This is a genomic window from Bradyrhizobium sp. MI1.10, assembly GCF_055811035.1.
The window spans coordinates 75998-92623 of the sequence record NZ_JBVVPN010000009.1 but is presented as its reverse complement, the minus strand read 5'-3'; the positions used below and the strand labels follow the sequence as shown (position 1 = coordinate 92623).

Sequence of the window (16626 nt, the reverse complement as noted above, 5' to 3'; positions counted from 1 at the left end):
CACGGCTAAATTGAACAATGTGCTCGCTGTCATCGCGATCGCACTATCCCGCTGCTAACAAGAAAGGAAATTCGCATGCGCCTGGCCCTTCTCTCAACCTCAGAGTTCACTCCCGAACAGAAAACGCTCTATCGCGACATGCGCAGCGGAATCGAAACAAAATTCAAGGGATTTGAAGCCATCAATCGTCAGGGCATATTGATTGGCCCGTGGAATCCGTGGCTGCGTTACTCAAAGTTCGGCGGACCAATTTGGGAGCTTGTCAAAATTCTGTCCTTCTCGCCGACGCTGCCAGGTTTGGTGCGTGAAGTGGCAATCCTTGTCACCGGCGCGCATTTTCGTTCGGCGTACGAGCTTTACGCCCATGTCTCTATCGCGGAAGCGGCCGGGCTATCAGAAGACAAGATCGCGGCAATCGCGGCCGGGCAGCGCCCAGGAAATCTCACGGATGAGGAAGCGGTCGCATATGAAGTTGCTTCCGCCTTGGTCTCTGGCGCCGTCCTTCCAGAGATCATCCACCGGCGAGCCGTGAGGGTTTTCGGCGAGGCCGGTGCCGCAGAACTCATCTACCTCGTTGGCCTGTACTGCCTCGTTTCTGTCACCTTAAACGGCTTTGACGTTCCGGTGCCGGACCACAAACGGTGGGCGCCGGCAATTTAGGGCAATCCAGCCGCTGTTGTCGCAACCGCGATCCTGGCAGTCCATGGCGGTCGCTTGAACAGCGTCCGTGCGGTCGGCGGTCGGGAAACCGGCCATGATCAAATCGTGCACACGAGCACTTCTCTTCTCGTCGTGACGCTGGCCGCCTACCTCGTGGGTCGGCCCGTTTCAGGCTGCGCCCTCAACGTGCGCCTGCCCGAATCAATCGACCCGGTGCTCTTACGCGCCTGAGATATAGTGGGGCGAGCGACTACGGCTGGACTGAGGCAAGACATGTTTCCCGCCACGTCGAACGAAGGTTGGCCCCTTCGCAACGTTCCCGCGCGTTCGGCGTATGCCCGACCTGACGGCCCGAAGAAGATCCGCCTTTGCCATGGCGCACAATCGACCGATGTGGCGCTCGCGACTAGTGGACGGTCGTAGCACTTGCAGAAGTGAACAGGCTCATCAGCACAGCCAGGGCCAAGCCGTAACGCGTCGAACTTCCTCCAACTGGTGCACGCTCTTCAAACCGTGTGCGCGGATCTTGCGGCAGCCACACCGATCAATCCCTGCAGCGTTTCGTTAGGGGATGGCACTGTTCGTAACGAGCAGCGGAGCGTTCATTGCAGGACCGCAGATCCCGGATCAAGGGAGTGCATCACGATTCACGCTCCACGTGCTCCGGTGACATGGTCTTTAATCTGAGCAAACGGTGCGCTCCGGCCCGGCACAATCGCGTGACTGGAATTACGACTGTGACTACGGATTCCCGCATCTGCGCACGGCGATCACACCGTCTCGGAAGAGTGATCCGCGACAGCACCGAATGTTTGCGGGGCCTACCTACATCGGTAGCGTAGAACAAACTCCCGATGGAAACGCCCCCGACAGAGCAGCCGTCAGCGCAAGCTGCGAACTCTCCGCACGAGTGAGAGAACGGAGAACGAATATGACTGCTTTCAACAATCTGATCGCCGCGGCGCTGATCTCGACGGCGACAATACCATCTGCATTTGCAGCATGGTCCTTCGCGGATCAGGAGCCCGCCGCCTTCGCATCGATGTATCCCAACCGGGATGTGCTGAATGGCGGCGCCTTGACGCCTGCAGGCAGGATGGGCCTGGAACGAGCCGGCGGTGCGGCTCCCGTGTTCGCCGGAGGCAACATTTATGCGCGGCCTCGGCATCGCTAACGCTCGCCGCAAGGCTAGGCAAGGCATCAAAAGTGGTGCGGCTGTTGCAAAGCACCGCACCCCATTTACCGCGTCGAACGAGCGACGCGGCCTTGTGGCTTGCGTAATCGCACGTCCGGACGCTTCGGCACCTGAGCCCATCTCACCTGCTCAAATGCTGCTATCTGCTCCAACATCGGACAGATTGCTGCCACGCATCGCCCTAGATGATCCGCCAAGAGCAGGATCAGAGTCAGGGTGATCGAGATCGCCACCAATGCGCATGATAATGTGGGCGACCGGCAGCAGCTGCATTCGATCTGCCGCAGCCAGGATGGCAACGTCGCCGGTAACGCTCTGCCCGCCATGGCGGTGTCGATCGGCAACATCATTATCAACGCGCACGACGACGCCGATCCCATCAGCAAAGCCACTGCGCTCATTAGTTAGATAGAAGGCCGCTACACCCTGCCAATGGCATTCTCACCGAAAGGCTATGCAGCTCTCCACGATGCAGCACAGCAGCGGCCAAGTTTCCTAACTTGCGATTTAGTGTTTGAACTGCGATTTTAGTCGATGGGCTTCATCAATCTGCGTACGTTCTGATCGCTGCCGAGCGGATTGCCGGCCAAACACTGACGCATCACGAGGTAAGAAGACCAATGACGCCAACAGAAGAACACCTGCTTGATGACGTCGCGCGTTATGACCCGATCACCGTCTGGCTGCATTGGACCACGGTCGCATTCGTTACGGTGCTGTGGGTTATTGGGCAAACTGCCGATTGGTTTCCAAGACCAGATCGTGTGGCGATGTGGTCTGTGCATGTTGTGGTCGGAGCTATCCTCCTCGTTGTGCTGCCCATAAGAGTTGTGTGGCGGATGCAATTCGGTCGCACTCTGCCGCCAGTCAGGGGCGGACTGCAACTTCTCATAGCCAGACTCACGCACGGCGGCCTTTACCTTCTCCTCGCCGTGGTGTTGCTATTGGGAACACTCGATGCATCTTATAGGGGCGCCACCCTCTTCGGGACGTGGTCGGTCCCGCAGTTCGGTACGCACAATCCGGCGACTCTTCGTGCCATTCAGGCTTGGCATGGAATTGGAGCCAATACGACAGTTGTGATCGCCGCATTGCATGCAGCTGCTGCACTAGTACACCAGTATGGCTTCCGAGATCGGCTCCTGACTCGCATGAAGCCCTGAGTGCTCTCGTGCAGGCCGAGACTGATCTTGAGGCACCTTTAGGACGCCTAGATCGCAATTCTAAAGCAGAACGTCGCTTATGACGCTCCAGTACATATTGACAGCGAGATTGGGACAAAGGCTGCGGCCCAGCAGTAGGACGTTGTCCCGCTCTAGAATGTCTGGATGATACGATCCATCACGACTTGTGCAGCTACGACGCTGCGGGTCGAGCCGAACAGTTTTCCTATCGTCTCATAGAGTGGAACGATTTTGGAAGGGTGCTCCAGAGAAGTCTCAAGAAGTGCTTCGGTAAAGGCCTTCGAGCGTGTTCTCCTGGAAGTGTCGTTGGCTTGTTTTCCTGCCTCAGCCAAATCGTGCCGAATGAAGCAAGCGCGCCGATAGCCGAGCCACACAGCGCGGAAATTGCGGAGAGATAAGCCGGTCCTTCCCTCTCATTCAGTCGCGCGCCTCACTGCGTTCGGCCGAAACCTTCGGGATCTTCGATGAACCCGGGATTGGAGTGCAGCAAGCTATCCTGCAGATCCAGCAGATCGCACTCACTCGCAGCCACCATGCGGCCATCGATGAGAGTATCGAGATGGATCAAAACGAATTCATCGAGGTCAAATACGAACCGGCAGTCGCGTTCGACGTGGGCGACACCCCGTCCCGGTTCGAGCATCTCGAAGATGTGGGACCAGCCGCCCCCAACTTTTGCATCCGGATCGGCAATGATGTATCTGAGCATGAAGCCTCCGCGTTCATTCATTCGTCTCGGATGCTATTTGCCCGGGCCCATCTGCTCAAGTCGCAGTGGGAAGCTAAGCGAGTTAGCTTCCCTACGGCCGACTTTTCCACATGCTTATTGTTCGCGGCGGCGGCGCCGTGCCCTGGCCTCACGGCGTGGAGCGCGGTCGAAAAGCTGGGCGACGTCTCGCCCGGACAGACCGTTCTCACTTCTCGCTGTTCGCGCTTCAGTTCGCCAATGCGCGGTGCGCGCATCATCGCGAGCTCCTCGAGCGAAGCCAAGATTGAGCGGCTGAAGAGCCTAGGTGCCGATTTCAGAAGCGCCTGCAGAGCGTGACCGTCGGCTTCGTCGAAGATCTTCAGGCAATGTGCGAGGTGATCGCGCGGCTTTGCGCCAACAGAATCCCGAGTTGGCATCGCGTGCAACTCCTGGCCAATCAAGCCGTCGCAGGCTTTAAACCAGCCTTACGCGCCGGATGATTCCACGATTACTTCCCGCGATCGCATTGCTGGCCGTCGCACTATTAGGGCTTCCACGGCTGGCCCAATGATGGCAACTTGGGGCAAGCCCCGGTGCTACACTGCGGTGCTACACCGTCAATTCCGGCGGTTCGAGAAACGCCTGATACTGAAGGACTTTTTCGCTGCTGAACATCGGTGGCGGAGAGAGTGGGATTCGAACCCACGGTACGGTTTCCCGCACACACGCTTTCCAAGCGTGCGCCTTAAGCCACTCGGCCATCTCTCCGGAGCGCACTCTCTTGAAGGGGCGCCGATGATTTTGCAAGGGATCGCGGGGAAATCGGGTGATTTTTCCGTAAGATATTGTATTTTATAGACAATATCAGGCGCAACGCTAACGCTCGGAACCGCCTGCTGGCTGAACCGACGGCGGGTTTGGTGCGACGATTCACTCAAGACCGTCAAACAAGACCGGGGGCCCCATGATCATCCGCAACACCATCGCCGCGCTGAGCCTGATTTCGGCTGTCGCCGCCGCCTTTGCAGGACCGGCCGCCGCACAGGTCTGCACCCGGCAAGGGGGCGACGTCAGCTGTGACGACGGACGGCGCGGGATGCTTTCGGGCGATGCCATCCTCTGGCCGGACGGCACGCGTTCGAGCGCGACGCCGCATCAGAGCGTCATTATCGGCAACAAGAGCTCGGTGCATGTCGGGCCCGGCGTGTTCGTCGGCCAGGGCAAGGGCATGGTGCCGCTCGACGATCCGAACGCGCCGAACAAGCGGCAGTGCGCGATTCTGGAAGGCGTGTCGTATTGCTATTGAGGCTCTCGTCTTCGCCCCTGCCCTCCCCGAAATGAACGGGGAGGAGACTAGATCAGCCGCACGCCCGATATCGCCGACTTGAGCCAGCGCAGCGCTTGCGGCGGCTGGTTGGCGAGCGGCGCAACCGCGGCCTTCTCCGTCCGGCACTTCTCCAGTTCTGCGACGAAATCCGCCGACCATTGCTGGATGGTGTGGCCGCGCAGCTTCTTCATCATCGCATCCCAGCGCATCTTGCGCTCGGTGAGCGGCATCGCGGCCGCGACCGCGATCGCGCGCGCCATGCCGTCGATGTCGTGCGGATTGACCAGCAGCGCGGCGTCGAGTTCGTTGGCCGCGCCGGCGAATTTCGACAACACCAGCACGCCGGGATCGGCCGGGTTTTGTGCGGCGACATATTCCTTGGCGACCAGGTTCATGCCGTCGTGCAGCGGCGTCACCACGCCGATCTGCGCGGTGCGGTAGAGTCCCGCGAGCACGGCCTGGCTAAAGCCCTTGTTGAGATAGCGGATAGGTGTCCAGTCGGCCTCGCCGTGGCGGCCGTTGACGTCGGACACGAGCCGCGCGACTTCGTTCTGCAAATTGCCATAGGCTTCGATGGCACCGCGCGAGGGATTTGCGATCTGCAACAGCGAGATGCTGCGCGCAAACTGCGGATGCTCGGTCCAAAGCCGATCGAACGCGCTGATGCGGTTGACGAGGCCCTTGGAATAGTCGAGCCGGTCGACGCCGATCGCGAGCCGCTCACCGTTGAGGCTGCGGCGAAGCCGGGAGACGTCCGGATGCGACGCCGATTTCGCCGCGTATTGCGCGAACTTCTCGGCGTCGATGCCGATCGGAAAGACCTCGCAGCGCGTTCGGCCATGCTGCGAGATCGCAACGCCGTCTTCGACGGCGAGGCCGAGTTCGCCCGCGACATAGCCGAGAAAATTCTGGCAGTCGTCATGGGTCTGGAAGCCGATCAGATCGTAGGCCAGCATCGCCGTGATCAGCTCGCGATGATTGGGCACGCCCTGCATCACCGCGGCGACAGGCCATGGCGTATGGAGGAAGAAGCCGATCGGATCGTCGACGCCGAGGTCCCGCAGCTCCGCGCCGAGTGCGAGGAAATGATAATCCTGCACCCAGAACGCGGTTTGTGCTTTCCGAAAGCGCATCAAGGCGCGCGCCATGAAGGCGTTGACCTCGCGATAGCTGACATAGTCGTCACGCGAGACGCGGATCAGATCGCTGCGCGAGTGCAGCGCCGGCCACAGCGCCGAATTGGCAAACCCCTCGTAATACCCGCCATAGTGTGCCGCCGGCAGATCCAGCGTCGCGATCGCGCCCGAACCCAATGCTTCGATTTCGGCGAACGGCTCCTTTTGATGACCGTCACGCACACGGCCCGAGGAACCCACCCAGATCGCGCCCGAATGTTCCACGACGGGTAACAAGGCCGCCGCGAGACCGCCCGTCATGGGCTCGTTGGGTTTGCCGCGTGCGACGCGATTCGAAACGACGACTAAGTTCACAGGTCGTCCCCTCCTGTTTCATTCCACCCGTTTAACTGCCGTTCATCAATATGGTTCCTGATCATCCTTTGCACCAATTGAAACCAAAATCGGGCGTGCGCGTTGGAACCGGTTTACCTCCAGGGAACCCGACGATTTCGCTACACAAAGTCGGTTTGGGTTACCGTGGCGCGCACAGCATGAAACGGGCGCGCTGGGGAATTACGCGCGCGATATGTGGCTCCGAGATGTCGGTGCCTTATTCCAACCTTGAGTCGTCGAGCAGCCGCGCGAGGAACGTGCGCACGTCGTTCGGCGCGTCGAAGTGCCCGTTGACACCCATAGCGCGGCGGCCGACCGAGAAAGCGAGCCCGTTCATGTCGGGCATGATCGCGAACACGGTCTCGTCGGTGACGTCATCGCCGATGAAGATCGGACGGCGGCCCTTGAAAGGCTCGTGCTTCATCAACTCGCGCACGCCGGTCGCCTTGGTGAAACCGGAATGCTTGATCTCGCAAACGAACTTGCCGGGCAGCACCTCGATCGGCGCATTGGGCAGGTCGGCGCGGATCAGCGAAACGGATTCATAGATCGCCTTCTCCGCATGCGGCGCAAGGCGGTAGTGCAGCGCCAGCGAATAGCCCTTGTCCTCGAGCAGAATGCCGGGACTGAGCTTGGCGACCGCCGCGAGCCGCCGCTTCAGCTCCTTGTCCAGCGGCGGCGCGCTGACGGCATCGGCTTCGTTGTCCACCGAAAGCCGCATCTCCGCGCCGTGGCCGGCGACGGCGCGAAAGACATCGGGCGCGAAGATCAGGTCGATGTCGTTGAGCGAACGGCCGCTGACCATCGCCAGTGCGCCCGAGGTGCGCTCCGTCAACCGGTTCAGCGTTTCCGACAGGCCGGGCGGCACCCACACCTCGCGCGGCGTCGGCATCAGGTCGAGCAGCGTCCCGTCGATGTCGAGCAGGATCGCTGTTTGATTGAGATGCGGCACGAGCGCGTGGGGCACCGGCACCGCATCGGGCGCTTCATCGTCGACCATGGTGCGCTCTTGATCCAATTCAGCCAGTTCCGATTTCATAGTCTACTCCATGGAAGCAAGCGGCCGCGCGATTTCTTCGAGCGATCTGCGTTCCGCCGAGATGGCATAGCGCCACGCCACGATCGCGGCCGCGATCATCAGGAAGGCCCCCAGTAAATAGCCTGCGAATACGCTCGTGCGCGACCCCGTGTCGATCAGCGCCCCGAACAATGCGGGGCCGATCACGCCGCCGATACCGGTGCCGACCGCGTAGAACACGGCGATCGCGAGCGCGCGGACTTCCAAGGGAAACGTCTCGCTGACGGTGAGATAGGCGGCGCTCGCGGCGGGCGAGGCAAAGAAGAAGATCACCATCCAGGCGATGGTCTGCCCCTGCGCGCTCAAGGCGCCAATCGAGAACAGATAGCCCGACAGCGCCAGCAACAAGCCCGACACCCCATAGGTGAACATGATCATGGTCCGGCGGCCGAGCGTATCGAACAGGCGGCCGAGCAGCAGCGGGCCGAGGAAATTGCCGGCGGCGAAGGGGAGCAGATACCAGCCGACATGATCGGCGCTGATGCCGTAAAAATCGGTCAACACCAGCGCAAAGGTGAAGAAGATGGCGTTGTAGAAGAAGGCCTGCGCGATCATCAGCACGAGGCCGACCATCGCCCGCTGGCGATAGACCGAGAACAGCGTGTGCACGACCTCGCGGATCGGCGTGTGGCTCCGCATTTTCAGGCGGATCCTGGCGAAGCGGCCGTCGGTCGTATCCTGGTCGTGTCCGAGCACCGAGCGTTCGATCTCGTCGACGATGGCGTGGGCCTGGTCGGGACGGCCGTGGATCATCAGCCAGCGCGGGCTCTCCGGAATCCACATCCGCATCAAGAGCACGACGAGGCCGATGGCCGCGCCGATGAGATAAGCGAGGCGCCAGCCGAGATCAGGGCCGATCACCGCGGGATCGAGCAGCACAATGGCCGCTACGGCGCCCATCGCGGCACCGATCCAGAAGCTGCCGTTGATGACGAGATCAGTCCAGCCGCGATAGCGCGCCGGCACCAGTTCCTGGATGGTCGAATTGATCGCGGTATATTCGCCGCCGATGCCGGCGCCGGTGAGAAAGCGAAACAGTGCGTAGCTCGCGACATTCCATGACAGAGCCGTCGCGGCCGTCGCCGAGAGATAGAGCGCGAGCGTGATGAAGAACAGCTTCTTGCGACCGATGCGGTCGGTGAGCCAGCCGAAGCCGAGCGCGCCGAGCACCGCGCCTGCGAGATAGGCGGAATTGGCAATGCCGAGATCGAGATTGGAGAAATGCAGCGAGGGACTCTGCTTCAGCGCGCCGGAGAGCGCGCCGGCCAACGTCACCTCGAGGCCATCCAGAATCCAGGTGATGCCGAGCGCGAGCACGACGCGGGTGTGAAACCCGCTCCACGGCAGCGCGTCAAGTCGCGCGGGAATGCTGGTTTCGATGATGCGGTCGCCCGCGGCCGCCTTCGCGACCGCCTTGGAGACCACAGGTCCATCGTCCGGCGCTAGGCTTCGCTGCAATTCCATCGCGTTGTTGCATCTGACCAATGGACATGGCCCCGGTTCACATAGCGTGGACAGGGGCGATCCGATCAAGGGGGTGCGGCATTCCGCCTGCCACCTGCGACAACGTCTGCGGCGAGGGCAGGTTCCCGCAGGAACGACTGCTCGCGCCGCTGGTTTTCGGTGGAGCCGCAAGGAGTTGACGCATGGCTCATGCCAGAAAGACGACACATTCTCGCAAAACATCGGCGGGCAAGAGCACCAGACGCGCCGCACCGAAGCGCTGGTCACAGCGCGTGACGAAGGAGAGCGACGCGCTCGACCTCAAACAAGGCGTGTTCAAGCTGACCAGCGCGAAGAAAATCGCGGCTTCGTTGAAGCGCTCGGCCGAGCACAGCGCGCGCCGCAAGACCGGCGCCTACCGCTCGGCGCTGTCGATGCTGACGTTCTACATCAACCGCGCCGGCAAGACGCTGCCGCAGACGCAGCGCACCCGGCTGGAGCGGGCAAAGGTGGAGCTGAAGCGGGCGTTCGGGAGGGAGTGAGCGCCAGGTCATCCTGGACAAGCGCAGCGCCGATCCAGTACCTATTACCCCAGGGAGCAGTTTGGCGAAGATTCGGGGTTAGCGGCCCGCGCCGCAACTTCGCGCTGGGGTAATGGATCCTGGCTTTCGCCAGGACGACGGCGGAGTGCGTGGCGCGCTTCGGGCCTCACGCCGCCCGGATATTGCCCATGAAGCGGTCGAGCTCGGCGCGCAGGCGGGTGCTTTCGGACGACAGCGTCTTGGCCGAATGCAGCACCTCTTCCGAAGCCGAGCCGGTTTCGGCGGCACCGCGGTTGACCTGGCCGATGTCGGTGGCAGCGGTCTGAGTGCCCTGTGCAACCGTCTGGACGCTGCGCGCGATTTCCTGCGTCGCCGCGCCCTGCTGCTCCACTGCGCTCGCGATCGACGTCGAGATCGACGAGATCTGGCCGATGGTCGCGCCGATCTCCTTGATCGCCGCAACCGACTCGGCCGTCGCACCTTGCATGCCCGTGATGTGCGAGGAGATCTCGTCGGTGGCCTTCGCCGTCTGGCTCGCCAGCGACTTCACTTCGCTGGCCACGACGGCAAAGCCGCGGCCGGCTTCACCGGCGCGTGCCGCTTCGATGGTCGCGTTGAGCGCCAGAAGATTGGTCTGCTCGGCGATCGCCGTGATCAGCTTGACCACTTCGCCGATCTGCTGGGCGGCATGCGAGAGCTTGCCGATGCGATTGTCGGTCTCCTTTGCCTGCACCACGGCGTTTTCGGCAATGCGGCTGGAATCGCGCACCTGGCGGCCGATCTCCTCGACCGAGGCCGAGAGCTCTTCCGTCGCGGTCGCCACCGACTGCATGTTGCTGGAGGCCTGCTCGGAGACGTCGGCGACCTGGCTCGACAGGCTCTGCGTGGTCTCGGCGGTGCGGGTCAGCGTCGAGGCTGCCGATTCCAGCTGCACGGCGGACGCCGAGACGTTGGAGACGATGGCACCGACCGCGCTTTCGAAATCGTCGGCGAAACGAATCAGTTCGGAGCGGCGAGCAGCGCTTGCTTCCTTGTTCTGGGCCTCGTTGGCGGCGGCGTCGCGCTCGGCCTTGGCCACGGCCTGCACCTTGAATTCTTCTACCGCGCCAGCCATCTCGCCGATCTCGTCCTTGCGGCCCAGGCCCGGCAGCACGACATCGAAATTGCCCGAGGCAAGCTCGCGCATTGCCTTGCACATCGCGATCATCGGACGCGAAATGCCGTTGCCTAGCATCAGGGCGAGCGCAGCGCCGACGGCAAGGCCGCCCAGCGCCATCATCAGCATCAGCCGCTCGGTCTCGCCGATGGTGGCATTGGCGTTGACCTCGATGCGCTGCTGATCCGCCGTCAGCTCCGACCGCAGCTCACCCGAGAGCTTGAGAATGGACGCGGCCGTTTTGGTCATGTCGCCGTTCAGCTTGACGATGACCTTCACGTTCTCGGTCAGTTTTGAAAAGGAGGTGCGGTACTGCTTGAGGAGATTGCTGATCTCGGTGACGCGGTCGGTGATCTTCTGGTCGTTGGCATAGATCGAGACCAGCAAGGTCTCCAGGAATTTGATACGGGCGATCACGCCGTCGGCGGTCTTCGGCTCCGGCTTGGCGACGAAGGCGCTGACCGAGGTGGAGACCGCAAGGTATTGCGATGTGATGTCCTTGGCCGTGCTCTGAACCGAGTTCAGGCCCGCCAATGCCGCGGTATCGGCAAGATCGTCGAACTTGAAGCGGATCTTGTTGCCGACGCTGTTGAGCTCATCGGTCGCGATCTTGCCATTCTCGCGCGTCAACGTGATGATCTCGCCGAACACCTTGGTAAAGCTCTTGAAGTCGGCCTCGAGCTTGCCGACCTGCTCGCGGCGCGCCGCGCCCGTGGTGGCCGCCGCCGACTTGGTAATGGCGGCCCTCAGATTCTCTTCGGCTGCGTTGGCCGCGGTCTCATCATCGACCGCGCCAGTCAACGTGTAGGCCCGCGCCAGCCCCTGGTAAGCGATCAGCTCGCGATCGACCGTCCGCGCAAGGTCCGCTTCGGCGACGCTGGAGCGGTAGGAGGCCACGGCGGCCTGGATCCGCTCGAAGCCGAAATACGCGAAAGCCATGCTGACGGCGAGGATGGCGAGCACCGCCACGAAGCCGAGGATGATTTTTGCGCGAAAACGCAAGGTGAGCAGCTTCGATGTGGTCGGCTTCGACTTGACGGGCATTCCCCACCCCATTCCATTCGCGGAAAAACAGGCGCAGCCCGGAAGCAGCCCGCTTCCTGACGCGTGAGCACGGTAAATGGCAAAGGATAAGCGGCGGTAAACTTGTGGCGCCGCAACTGGCGGTTAGGTGACGCAGGGTCTCGTCGTCCTGGACAAGCGCTACCCAGTGAGCAGTTGGCGATGACTCGGGGTTAGCAGTTCGCCCGACAACTCCTCCTTGGGGTAATGGGTCCTGGCTTTCGCCAGGACGACGGCGGAGTGCGTGGCGCGCTTCGGGCCTCACGCCGCCCGGATATTGCCCATGAAGCGGTCGAGCTCGGCGCGCAGGCGGGTGCTTTCGGACGACAGCGTCTTGGCCGAATGCAGCACCTCTTCCGAAGCCGAGCCGGTTTCGGCGGCACCGCGGTTGACCTGGCCGATGTCGGTGGCAGCGGTCTGAGTGCCCTGTGCAACCGTCTGGACGCTGCGCGCGATTTCCTGCGTCGCCGCGCCCTGCTGCTCCACTGCGCTCGCGATCGACGTCGAGATCGACGAGATCTGGCCGATGGTCGCGCCGATCTCCTTGATCGCCGCAACCGACTCGGCCGTCGCACCTTGCATGCCCGTGATGTGCGAGGAGATCTCGTCGGTGGCCTTCGCCGTCTGGCTCGCCAGCGACTTCACTTCGCTGGCCACGACGGCAAAGCCGCGGCCGGCTTCACCGGCGCGTGCCGCTTCGATGGTCGCGTTGAGCGCCAGAAGATTGGTCTGCTCGGCGATCGCCGTGATCAGCTTGACCACTTCGCCGATCTGCTGGGCGGCATGCGAGAGCTTGCCGATGCGATTGTCGGTCTCCTTTGCCTGCACCACGGCGTTTTCGGCAATGCGGCTGGAATCGCGCACCTGGCGGCCGATCTCCTCGACCGAGGCCGAGAGCTCTTCCGTCGCGGTCGCCACCGACTGCATGTTGCTGGAGGCCTGCTCGGAGACGTCGGCGACCTGGCTCGACAGGCTCTGCGTGGTCTCGGCGGTGCGGGTCAGCGTCGAGGCTGCCGATTCCAGCTGCACGGCGGACGCCGAGACGTTGGAGACGATGGCACCGACCGCGCTTTCGAAATCGTCGGCGAAACGAATCAGTTCGGAGCGGCGAGCAGCGCTTGCTTCCTTGTTCTGGGCCTCGTTGGCGGCGGCGTCGCGCTCGGCCTTGGCCACGGCCTGCACCTTGAATTCTTCGACCGCACCGGCCATCTCGCCGATCTCGTCCTTGCGGCCCAGGCCCGGCAGCACGACATCGAAATTACCCGCGGCAAGCTCGCGCATCGCCTTGCACATCGCGATCATCGGACGCGAAATGCCGGTGCCGAGCAGGAAAGCGAGGACCGCGCCGAGCAGCGTGCCGCCGACGGCCAGCATCAGCACCAGTTGCTCGGTCTTCCCGATGGTCGCTTCCGATTCGGACTCCAGCCGCTGCTGTTCGGCAACGAGGTCCGCCTTCATGGCGGTAGCGCCCTGAAGGATCGCGCCGGCCGAACCGCTCATCTCGGTGACGAGATCGTCGATCATCTTGGCATTGGCGATCAGTTTCTCCAGCGATTCCCGATAGGCACCGAGTAATCCCTTGGCATCCTTCAGGCCGGCGACGATCTTGTCGTCCATGGAATAAACCGCGCCGAGCGAGTTCTCGACGAATTTCAGCCGCGCCAGCGCGCTGGTCGCAATCGCCTGATCGGATGTCAGCACGAAATTGGTCGCCGCCGCGTTCGCGGTCTGGAATTGGGCATTGACCTGCTTGGTCCCGAACTCGATCGCCTGCGCCTCGGAATCGGAGGCATTGTTGCCGATGTCGTCGAGCTTGTATTTCAGGAGGTTGGCGTTGCGCATGAGCTGGTTCTGCACCAGCAGCGCGCTGTCACGCTTGGCCTGGAGGACTTTTGCGAAGGTCGCGGAGAAGTTGGAGAACTCCTTGGCGAGCTTGCCCAGGCTCTCCTGGCGCGCCGGCTTTTTGGCGCTCTTGACCGCCTGGTCGATGGCGCTCTTCAGGCCGGTCTCCGCGTCCAGCGCCGTCTTGGCGTCGTCCTCCTTGCCGGTGACGACGAAATATTTGACGGCCGAGCGATAGGCGAGCAGCTCCCGGTCGATATTACGGGCGAGATCGGCCTCGGTGACGCTGCTGCGGTAGGACCCGACCCCGGACGAGACCCGCTCGAAGCCAAAATAGGAGAAAGCCATGCTGCCGGCGGAGATCACCAGCACGGCGGCAAAGCCCAGAATGATCTTGGCGCGGAACCTGAGGGTCGGCATTATGGTGCGCTTCGACGAAGACGCGATACGTCCGGACATTCCCACCCCCAACCCTCTGTTCTTGCAACGCTCAGCCGGCCCGGAAGCAGCCCTTCCCGAACCTGTGCGGAAAATTAAGGCAGAAACGTCAAGAGGCGGTAAATCCAGCCGGCCTGCACCCCGGGTGGCGAGACTATCCGTCCTCCCGGCGCTCGTTCAGCCTTGCCGGGCCGAGGGGGCCGTGTTGCGGCCAACCGGAAAGCGCCTTACTCTTGGGGAACTTGTCGGACACTTATCAGGCACTTGGCGTTAGACCGGGCTGGTCCTCGAGGGGAGAAACGAGTGGGGCAAACCGATTTTCGGTTTGGCGGTGCGTCTGGCGTTGCCGTTGCCAAATCGAAGGCTGCGAGCGTCGATGAAGCCGTGGCCGAGCTCGTCGCCCAACTACCGTCCGACGAGCTGGCGCTGATCCTGGTCTTCCTCTCGCCCCGCTACGACCCCCATCGCTTCATCGCCGAGATCACCCGGCAGTTCGATGAGACCCGGATCTGCGGTTGCACGACCGCGGGCGAGCTCGCCCCTGACGGCTGGGACGAGAACAGCGTCGTGGCGCTCGCGTTCAGCCGTGCCGATTTCTCGGCCGCGGTGCGGCCGATTTTCAACCTCGACAGTTTCCGCGTCGAGGACGGCCGCAGAATCGGCGGCGAGCTCCGGCACGAGCTGTTGCGGATCACCCCGCAAGTCGATCGCGGCAATGCCTTCGGCCTGGTGTTGATCGACGGCCTGTGCCGCCGCGAAGAGGCAGTTATGTCCGCGATCTATGCCTCGCTCGACGACATTCCGGTTGTCGGCGGCTCCGCGGGTGACGGGATGCGCTTCGAGAAGACCTGGGTGTTCTGCGACGGCAAGGCACACACCAATGCCGCCCTCCTGATCCTGTTGAACACCTCGCTGCCGTTCCGGGTTTTCAAGTGCGACAATTTCGAGCCCAGTCCGCAGAAGATGGTGGTCACCGAAGCCGACATCGAAAATCGAACGGTCAGGGAGCTGAACGCGGAGCCAGCGGCCGAGGAATATTCGCGCATGGTCGGGATCCTGGACGCCAAGCTCGATCCGTTCTCCTTCGCGTCCCACCCGGTGCTGGTGCGCGTCGGCGGCGCCTATTACGCGCGGTCGATCCAGCGCGTCGAACCGGACGGCTCCTTGCATTTCTTCTGCGCCATCGACGAAGGCATGGTGCTGACGGCGGCGACGTCGCGCAGCCTGGTCGGCTCGACCCGCGACACCTTCACCGAAATCCGCGACCAGATCGGAGAGGTCTCGCTCTATATCGGCTTCGAGTGCCTGCTCCGGCGGCTCGACGCCGAGCAGCACCAGCTCACCCGCGACATGTCCGAACTGTACCGGCAGAACCGAGTCGTCGGCTTTCACACCTATGGCGAGCAGTTCGGCTCCATGCATGTGAACCAGACCTTCACCGGCGTCGCGATCGGAAGGCGCCCGTCGTGACGGACATGTGGCAGGGCCCTGATGCGACCGACCAGTTGCGGCGCGAGGCGGCGAAGCTGAAGAAGATCAACGCCGCCCTGATGTCGCGCGTCGAGCGCTCGATGGACCAGCAGCTCAACGCCTTCTCGCTGTTCGAGACTGCGATTGCGCTCGACCACAAGGTCCGCGACCGGACTCACCAGTTGCGCGGAGCGCTGCATTCGGTCGAGCGCGCCAATGAAGAGCTCTACCGCGCCAAGCAACAGGCTGAAGCCGCAAGCTCGCTGAAATCATCGGTGCTGATCTCGGTCACCCACGACCTGTTGCAGCCGCTCAACGCGGCGCGGCTGACGCTGTCGGCGCTGACCGAAATGATGGAGTCGCAGGAAGCGGGCCTGCTGATCGACCAGGCCGACCGCTCGCTGCTGATGCTGGAGGACCTGCTGCGGTCGCTGCTGGAGATCGCAAAGCTCGACGCCGGCGCACTCAAGCCCGACGTGCGCGCCATCGCGCTGGCGCCCCTGTTCGAGCAGCTTCGCAACGAATTCGAGCCGGTCGCGGCGCGGCAGGGGCTTGCCCTGCACATCCGCACCTCACCGCACGCGGTGAGGTCGGATGCGATGATGTTGCGACGGATCCTTCAGAACCTGCTTGCCAATGCAATCCGCTATACCCGCAGCGGCGGCGTCGTCATGGGATGCCGGCTGAGGGGCGACCGCATCTGCGTCCAGGTCTCCGACACCGGGCCTGGAATTGCGCAGGCGCAGCAGGAGGCAATCTTCCGCGAATTCCAGCGCGGCGAAGCAACCGCGACCGACCAGGCCGGCTTCGGGCTCGGCCTCTCCATCGTCCGCCGTTTCGCAACCGTGCTCGGTCACGGGGTGCAGTTGTCGTCCCGGATCGGCAAAGGATCGACCTTCACCCTGGAGCTGGAGGCGGGGGGGCGCGCGGCGGGGGGGGGGGGCGGGGGGGGGGGGCGGCGCCCCCCCCCGGCCCGCGGGGGGGGGGCGGGCGCGCCCCCCCCCCCCCCCCCGGCCCCCCCCCCCCCCCG

At 62.9% G+C, this 16626-nt stretch carries 15 protein-coding genes and 1 tRNA gene; 8 read left to right on the top strand and 8 right to left on the bottom strand.

Annotated elements, in window-relative coordinates:
* Nucleotides 1-75: 75 nt before the first annotated feature.
* Nucleotides 76-660 (top strand): carboxymuconolactone decarboxylase family protein, encoded by a 585-nt coding sequence (locus AC0L3K_RS11915; RefSeq protein WP_473366041.1) that lies wholly within the window; start codon nucleotides 76-78, stop codon nucleotides 658-660.
* A 931-nt stretch (nucleotides 661-1591) separates the two neighbouring features.
* Nucleotides 1592-1834, top strand: coding sequence for a hypothetical protein (locus tag AC0L3K_RS11910; protein WP_085357639.1), 243 nt, complete (start codon nucleotides 1592-1594; stop codon nucleotides 1832-1834).
* Nucleotides 1835-1984: 150 nt separating this feature from the next.
* Here AC0L3K_RS11910 and AC0L3K_RS11905 read toward each other — a convergent pair whose 3' ends face one another.
* Nucleotides 1985-2128 (bottom strand): hypothetical protein, encoded by a 144-nt coding sequence (locus AC0L3K_RS11905; protein WP_473366159.1) that lies wholly within the window; start codon nucleotides 2126-2128, stop codon nucleotides 1985-1987.
* Between AC0L3K_RS11905 and AC0L3K_RS11900 the strand changes: the two genes are divergently transcribed.
* The gene (locus AC0L3K_RS11900) at nucleotides 2072-2263 is read left to right on the top strand and encodes a hypothetical protein (RefSeq protein ID WP_473366160.1); all 192 of its coding nucleotides are present in this window, start codon (nucleotides 2072-2074) and stop codon (nucleotides 2261-2263) included. The two genes, AC0L3K_RS11905 and AC0L3K_RS11900, sit on opposite strands and share 57 nt — an antisense overlap.
* Before the next feature lie 212 nt (nucleotides 2264-2475).
* Nucleotides 2476-3018: a cytochrome b gene (locus tag AC0L3K_RS11895; protein ID WP_085357635.1), complete on the top strand. Its 543-nt coding sequence runs from the start codon at nucleotides 2476-2478 to the stop codon at nucleotides 3016-3018.
* 451 nt (nucleotides 3019-3469) lie between these two features.
* On the opposite strand, the gene AC0L3K_RS11890 is transcribed toward AC0L3K_RS11895, so the two are convergent.
* Both AC0L3K_RS11890 and AC0L3K_RS11885 read right to left on the bottom strand, forming a co-directional pair.
* Nucleotides 3470-3748 (bottom strand): hypothetical protein, encoded by a 279-nt coding sequence (locus tag AC0L3K_RS11890; RefSeq protein WP_473366040.1) that lies wholly within the window; start codon nucleotides 3746-3748, stop codon nucleotides 3470-3472.
* A gap of 657 nt (nucleotides 3749-4405) precedes the next feature.
* Nucleotides 4406-4495: transfer RNA gene (locus AC0L3K_RS11885), tRNA-Ser, on the bottom strand.
* A 196-nt stretch (nucleotides 4496-4691) separates the two neighbouring features.
* On the opposite strand from AC0L3K_RS11885, the gene AC0L3K_RS11880 reads away from it, so the two are divergent.
* Nucleotides 4692-5033: a hypothetical protein gene (locus AC0L3K_RS11880; protein ID WP_007599077.1), complete on the top strand. Its 342-nt coding sequence runs from the start codon at nucleotides 4692-4694 to the stop codon at nucleotides 5031-5033.
* A 47-nt stretch (nucleotides 5034-5080) separates the two neighbouring features.
* Here AC0L3K_RS11880 and AC0L3K_RS11875 read toward each other — a convergent pair whose 3' ends face one another.
* The 3 genes from AC0L3K_RS11875 to AC0L3K_RS11865 form a co-directional block, all read right to left on the bottom strand.
* Nucleotides 5081-6544, bottom strand: coding sequence for a trehalose-6-phosphate synthase (locus AC0L3K_RS11875; RefSeq protein ID WP_007599076.1), 1464 nt, complete (start codon nucleotides 6542-6544; stop codon nucleotides 5081-5083).
* A 238-nt stretch (nucleotides 6545-6782) separates the two neighbouring features.
* A complete protein-coding gene (gene otsB, locus AC0L3K_RS11870; RefSeq protein WP_007599075.1) occupies nucleotides 6783-7604 on the bottom strand; it encodes a trehalose-phosphatase in 822 nt (273 codons plus the stop codon).
* A gap of 3 nt (nucleotides 7605-7607) precedes the next feature.
* Entirely contained in the window at nucleotides 7608-9107 is a 1500-nt protein-coding gene (locus tag AC0L3K_RS11865; protein ID WP_007599074.1) for an MFS transporter, read from the bottom strand.
* 182 nt (nucleotides 9108-9289) lie between these two features.
* On the opposite strand from AC0L3K_RS11865, the gene AC0L3K_RS11860 reads away from it, so the two are divergent.
* Nucleotides 9290-9628: a DUF3175 domain-containing protein gene (locus tag AC0L3K_RS11860; protein ID WP_473254816.1), complete on the top strand. Its 339-nt coding sequence runs from the start codon at nucleotides 9290-9292 to the stop codon at nucleotides 9626-9628.
* Nucleotides 9629-9794: 166 nt separating this feature from the next.
* Here the strand turns inward: AC0L3K_RS11860 and AC0L3K_RS11855 are convergent, their stop codons facing one another.
* Together AC0L3K_RS11855 and AC0L3K_RS11850 are read right to left on the bottom strand one after the other, a co-directional pair.
* Complete coding sequence (locus AC0L3K_RS11855) at nucleotides 9795-11828, bottom strand: methyl-accepting chemotaxis protein (RefSeq protein ID WP_473366039.1); 2034 nt, start codon at nucleotides 11826-11828, stop codon at nucleotides 9795-9797.
* Nucleotides 11829-12107: 279 nt separating this feature from the next.
* Nucleotides 12108-14147: a methyl-accepting chemotaxis protein gene (locus AC0L3K_RS11850; protein ID WP_473366038.1), complete on the bottom strand. Its 2040-nt coding sequence runs from the start codon at nucleotides 14145-14147 to the stop codon at nucleotides 12108-12110.
* Nucleotides 14148-14429: 282 nt separating this feature from the next.
* Here AC0L3K_RS11850 and AC0L3K_RS11845 point away from each other — a divergent pair, with 282 nt between their 5' ends.
* Both AC0L3K_RS11845 and AC0L3K_RS11840 read left to right on the top strand, forming a co-directional pair.
* Complete coding sequence (locus AC0L3K_RS11845) at nucleotides 14430-15596, top strand: FIST N-terminal domain-containing protein (RefSeq protein WP_007599070.1); 1167 nt, start codon at nucleotides 14430-14432, stop codon at nucleotides 15594-15596.
* A gap of 5 nt (nucleotides 15597-15601) precedes the next feature.
* A partial coding sequence (locus AC0L3K_RS11840; protein ID WP_473366158.1) for a sensor histidine kinase occupies nucleotides 15602-16626 on the top strand: 1025 nt, incomplete at its 3' end.